The sequence below is a fragment of the Nocardia neocaledoniensis genome (assembly GCF_029868625.1).
GTDB lineage: Bacteria > Actinomycetota > Actinomycetes > Mycobacteriales > Mycobacteriaceae > Nocardia > Nocardia neocaledoniensis_A.
Genome location: NZ_JARWOJ010000237.1, coordinates 1 through 4,699 on the forward strand (window position 1 = coordinate 1; position 4,699 = coordinate 4,699).

The following is a 4,699-nucleotide window of genomic DNA, read 5'->3' on the forward strand; positions in this document are numbered from 1 at the left end:
GGGGCCCCCCGCCGCCCTGCCCCGTGGCGCCGCGCGGGTGCCCAATCTAACTGCCCTCAACCCCCGTGGGGCGCGGCCCCCCCGGGCCCTGCCCGCCGGCGCGGGGTGGGGGGGCCCCCACCCCGCCCCCCCACCCGCGCACTGGGACTACGACCACGAAGGCCCCGACCACTGGGCCGACCTCGACAAGCAGTACGCGACCTGCCGAAACGGCCACGCCCAGTCACCCGTCGACCTACCCGGCGCCACGGAGACCCACCCCACCGACCATATAGAGATCGACTACCGGCCCATCCCCACGGCCGCCCTGACCAACAACGGCCATGCCGTCCAAGCCGACATCCCCGCAGGCTCCGGCAACCGGATCATCGTGGACGGCACTCCGTTCTCGTTGCGCCAGTATCACTTCCATCTGCCCAGCGAGCACACCGTCGACGGCGCCGAGGCTGCCATGGAACTGCACCTCGTCCACGCCGACCAAGTCGGCCGCCTCGCCGTCCTCGCGGTCCTGCTGCGCGCACAGTCCGCCCCGGCTCCGCTCAGCACGGTCCTCACCGCCGCACCGGACCGGGTCGGCGCCACCCGGACCCTCAGCAACATCGACCCGAACACCTTCCTGCCGGACAACCGCACCCAGTTCCGCTACGAGGGCTCGCTGACCACCCCGCCGTGCACCGAAGGCGTCGCCTGGATCGTGCTGCGTGACCCCAGCCCGGTGACCATCACCGAGGTAGACCGCTACCGGTCGCTGTTCCCGCACAGCAACCGCCCCACCCAACCCCGCTACGACCGCCCGATCATCCTCGCGGGCACCAACTAGGCGACCGTCGACGACGACTTTCCCGTGCTCAGGAACGGGGGAGCAGGCCCAGGGTCAGGTGGCCGACGAGGTCGTCGAGGAGTTGTTCGGAGTCGTAGTCGGCGGTGTATCCCGAGCCGACGAACGCCGCCAGGCCCTGGAGGGCGGCCAGTGCGGTGACGCCGAGGCGCTTGGGGTCGCCGGGCACGATCTCACCGGCGGCCTGTCCCTCGGCGATGAGCGCGATGGGGACGGCGAACGCGCGGTCGGCGGCCTCCTGGATCTCCGTCGCGGTGGAGATGTGCCTGCGCGCGAACATCAGCGGCAGCAGCTCCGGATTGTCCACGGCGAACCGCAGATACGCGCGGGCCAGAGTCTGCAGGCGGGTGGTGATCGGACCGTCGGTCGCGGCCTGTTCGAAGCACTCACCGAGGCGCTCCAGGCCGGTGACCGCGAGGGCGTCCAGCAGCGCCTGCTTGTCGCGAAAATGCCTGCTCGGTGCGGCGTGGCTGACGCCGGTGTCGCGGGCCAGCTGACGCAGCGACAACCCGTCGGCGCCGACGGTGCGCAACGCCTTCTCGGCGTGCCGCAGGAGGGCGGCGCGGAGGTCTCCGTGGTGATAGCGCGAATGCAGGGACATGGTGCAAGCAGGATATCCGACACACGGCAAATGTTTGCATTGACTACTTTGTAGTCGCTGACTACATTGACCTGTGCCATGACTGACAACACGCCGCCGCGCAGCATGCCCATCCGCGCCTGGTTCGCCCCCATCACGCTCGTCACCGTGCTGGCCGCGCTCCTGGGCACCATGTACCTCGGCTACACCGCCGACCCCGAGAAGCACCTGCACGACTTCCCGATCGCCATGGTCAACCAGGACGTCGGCGACACCCTCGCCGGCAGACCCACCAACCTCGGCGACCAGATCACCACCGCACTGGGGGAGAACATCCCCGCCGACAAGATCGACCTGCGCACCCTCGGCATCAACGAAGCCCAGCGGCAGCTGCAGAACGGCGAGGTCTACGGCGCGATCGTCATCCCCGGCGACTTCACCAAACGCGTCGCCGTCCTCGGCGCCGCCTCGATCGTCCCCGGCGAGGTCGAACGCCCGATCATCACCGTGCAGACCAACCCGCGCGCAGGCACCCTCGCCGCCCAGATCATGCAGACCATCGCCGACCAAGCCATGACCCAGGTCAACACCACCGTCGGCACCCAGCTCACCCAGCAGGTCCACGACGCGGTCGGCGCCACCCCGCTCAGCGGCGCCGCGCGACTGCAGCTCAGCCAGCCCATCGACGTCGTCGTCACCGCCTACCACCCACTGCCCGAAGGCACCGGCCAGGGCCTGGCCGCGTTCTTCTACACCCTCGTCCTGCTGATCGTCGGCTTCAGCGGCGCGATGATGATCAACTCCCTCGTCGACGGCTCCCTCGGCTTCGTCCCCGCCGAATACGGGCCGTGGCACAAGCCGACCGCCCCCGCCAAGATCAGCCGCTGGCGGACACTGCTCATCAAATGGGGGATCGCCGCGATCAGCGCACCCCTCGCCTCCGCCGCCTTCCTCGGTGTCGGCGCGCTGCTGGACATGTCGATCGAGCGACCCCTGCTGCTGTTCCTCTACGGCACCCTGGCCATCATCGCCATCGCGGTCACCGGCCTGTCGGTGATGGCCGCCTTCGGCACCGCGGGCCTGATGATCAACCTCATCGTGTTCGTCGTCCTCGGCATCCCCTCCTCCTCGGGCACCATCCCACTGGAAGCCACCCCGCGCTGGATCGCCGACCTGGCCGTCTTCGAACCCATGCACCAGATCTACCTCGCCGTGCGCGCCATCCTGTTCTTCGACGGCCGCCTCGAAGCCGGTCTGAGCCAAGGCCTCTGGATGACCCTGCTCGGCCTCGCGATCGGCCTGATCCTCGGCGCCGTCGCCACCCACACCTACGACCTGCGCGGCCTGTACCGCCTCGGTCTGGACCACCGCCGCGAACCGGCGACCGCGCAGTAGCGCACCCACCGACTAGTCACCCCACGTGGAAGGGCACTGATGCGCGAGTTCGAAGCCCCCGCTTCCTACACCGTTCCGGAACACGCGAACAATTCCGACAGCGTGTTCCGGCACGCGGAGCAGTCGCCCGACACGGTGCTGTTCCAGGTCGCGACCGACACCGGTGACCTCGCCGACGTCACCGCCGCCGAGTTCGCCCGCACGGTCACCGGTGTGGCCAAGGGCCTCATCGCCTCGGGAATCGAGCTCGGCGACCGGGTCGCGATCATGGCACCCACCCGCTACGAATGGATCGTGCTCGACCACGCCATCTGGGCGGCCGGCGGCTGCACCGTAGCCATCTACGACAGCTCCGCCGCCGAACAGGCCAAATGGATCCTTCAGGACTCGGCCACCCAGCTGCTCGTCGTCGACAGCGACAAACACCGCGCGGTGATCGACCAGATTCCCCTCGACTACCTGCCCGCCCTGCGCGAGATCCTGCAGATCGACCACGACGTGATCGCGGCCCTGACCGAGCGCGGCGCCCACCTCGCCGACGACGTCGTCCACACCCGCCGCGCCCAGGTCGGCGCGGCCTCACCCGCGACCCTCATCTACACCTCCGGCACGACGGGTCGGCCCAAGGGCGTCCTGCTCACCCACGCGAACCTCTACGCGGAGTCGAAATCCGACCGCATCGCACTGACCGAGTTCGTCACCGACGGCAACAAGACCCTGATGTTCCTGCCGCTCGCGCACGTCTTCGCCCGGGCGGTCACCCTGGCCGCGCTCGACGCGAAGGTCGTCGTCGCGTTCAGCTCCGACTGGTCCACCCTCGTCGACCAGTTCGGCAGCTTCCGGCCGAACTTCATCCTCGCGGTGCCGCGGGTCTTCGAGAAGGTCTTCCACGGCGCGAAGCAGAAGGCGCACGCGGGCGGCAAGGGCTGGATCTTCGACCGGGCGACCGAGACCGCGATCGCCTGGAGCGAGTCGCTGGACCAGGGCGGCCCAGGACTTCTGCGCAGGCTCGAACACGCCGTCTTCGACAGGCTCGTCTACCGGCAACTGCGTGCGGCCCTCGGCGGCCAGTGCACGGCGGCCGTCTCCGGCGGCGGACCGCTCGGCGCCCGGCTGGGTCACTACTTTCGCGGCGTCGGCGTCCCCATCTACGAGGGCTACGGCCTCACCGAGACGACCGCGGCGATCACCGTGAACACCCCCGGCAACACCCGGGTCGGCACGGTCGGCCGGCCGACCGAGGGCCACGGCATCCGTATCGCCGACGACGGTGAGCTGGTGTTGCGCGGACCGGTGGTCTTCGGCGAGTACTGGGGTAACCCTGACGCCACGGCGGCGGCGTTCACCGACGGCTGGTTCCGCACCGGTGATCTCGGCGCCATCGACCGTGACGGCTACCTGACGATCACCGGCCGCAAGAAGGAAATCCTCGTCACCGCGGGCGGCAAGAACGTCTCACCGGGCCTCCTCGAAGACGCATTGCGCGCGCACCCGCTGATCGGCCAGGCGATGGTGGTCGGTGATGGACGCCCGTTCATCGGCGCCCTGGTCACTCTCGACCCCGAGATGCTGCCCGGCTGGGCCCAGCGGCACGACCTGCCGGCCGACACCGCGCTCGACACGCTGATCGAGCACCCGGATCTCGTAGCGGAGATCGACGCGGCAGTCGCGGAGACGAACAAGCTGGTGTCCCATGCGGAGGCCGTCAAGAAGGTGCGCATCCTGCCGGTCGAATGGACCGAGGCGACCGGTGAGCTCACGCCGAAGATGTCGCTGCGGCGGGCTGAGGTCATGAAGAAGTACGCGACGGACGTGGAGAAGATCTATTCCTGATGCCCGGGACGACCCAAAGGCCACTCCACCTCCACGGTGCGGTGCTCGCGCAT

The 4,699-nt window shown here is 69.3% G+C and carries 4 protein-coding genes; 3 read left to right on the forward strand and 1 reads right to left on the reverse strand.

From position 1 onward, the window contains the following. Window positions 1-37 precede the first annotated feature (37 nt). Window positions 38-820, forward strand: a complete 783-nt coding sequence (locus QH270_RS18600; protein WP_280344004.1) for a carbonic anhydrase — start codon at window positions 38-40, stop codon at window positions 818-820. Window positions 821-848: 28 nt separating this feature from the next. On the opposite strand, the gene QH270_RS18605 is transcribed toward QH270_RS18600, so the two are convergent. After that, window positions 849-1,439, reverse strand: a complete 591-nt coding sequence (locus QH270_RS18605; RefSeq protein WP_280344006.1) for a TetR/AcrR family transcriptional regulator — start codon at window positions 1,437-1,439, stop codon at window positions 849-851. A gap of 78 nt (window positions 1,440-1,517) precedes the next feature. Between QH270_RS18605 and QH270_RS18610 the strand changes: the two genes are divergently transcribed. Then, the gene (locus QH270_RS18610; protein WP_280344008.1) at window positions 1,518-2,813 is read left to right on the forward strand and encodes a YhgE/Pip domain-containing protein; all 1,296 of its coding nucleotides are present in this window, start codon (window positions 1,518-1,520) and stop codon (window positions 2,811-2,813) included. A gap of 39 nt (window positions 2,814-2,852) precedes the next feature. Beyond that, window positions 2,853-4,646, forward strand: coding sequence for an AMP-dependent synthetase/ligase (locus tag QH270_RS18615; RefSeq protein ID WP_280344010.1), 1,794 nt, complete (start codon window positions 2,853-2,855; stop codon window positions 4,644-4,646). The last annotated feature ends 53 nt before the right edge of the window (window positions 4,647-4,699 follow it).